Here is a 322-nt window from a genome sequence, read left to right on the forward strand (position 1 = left end):
TTTTCCCTGGAAAACAACCCGTATGTTTTGGAGGTGTAATCATTACCTATGAGATCGAAAAAAACTACGGTAAGCGGCCCATTATCAAAACGCAGGAGTGTTGTAGAATTCCAATAACCTTTCATCCTTTTTGCCCAGTCAGCATAGCCTTTGCTTACGACATAATCTTCTCCAATCTCGTCCATATAAAAATATTCAAATTCTGTATCTTGACCGGTAATGGGAATAGAAGAATAAAGTTGATCCCGAATAGGTATATATTGGATTAAACCCCGTGTTTTATCAATGGTGCTCAGAAAATCTTCAATTGTTTGCTTATCGG

At 37.6% G+C, this 322-nt stretch carries 1 protein-coding gene; it reads right to left on the minus strand.

Annotation, left to right across the window (positions count from 1 at the left end):
- On the minus strand, nt 1-185 hold a 185-nt coding region (locus M1381_11855), incomplete at its 3' end, for a hypothetical protein (protein MCL4479764.1).
- Nucleotides 186-322: the final 137 nt, after the last annotated feature.

The organism is Deltaproteobacteria bacterium (assembly GCA_023382265.1).
Lineage (GTDB): Bacteria > JAMCPX01 > JAMCPX01 > JAMCPX01 > JAMCPX01 > JAMCPX01.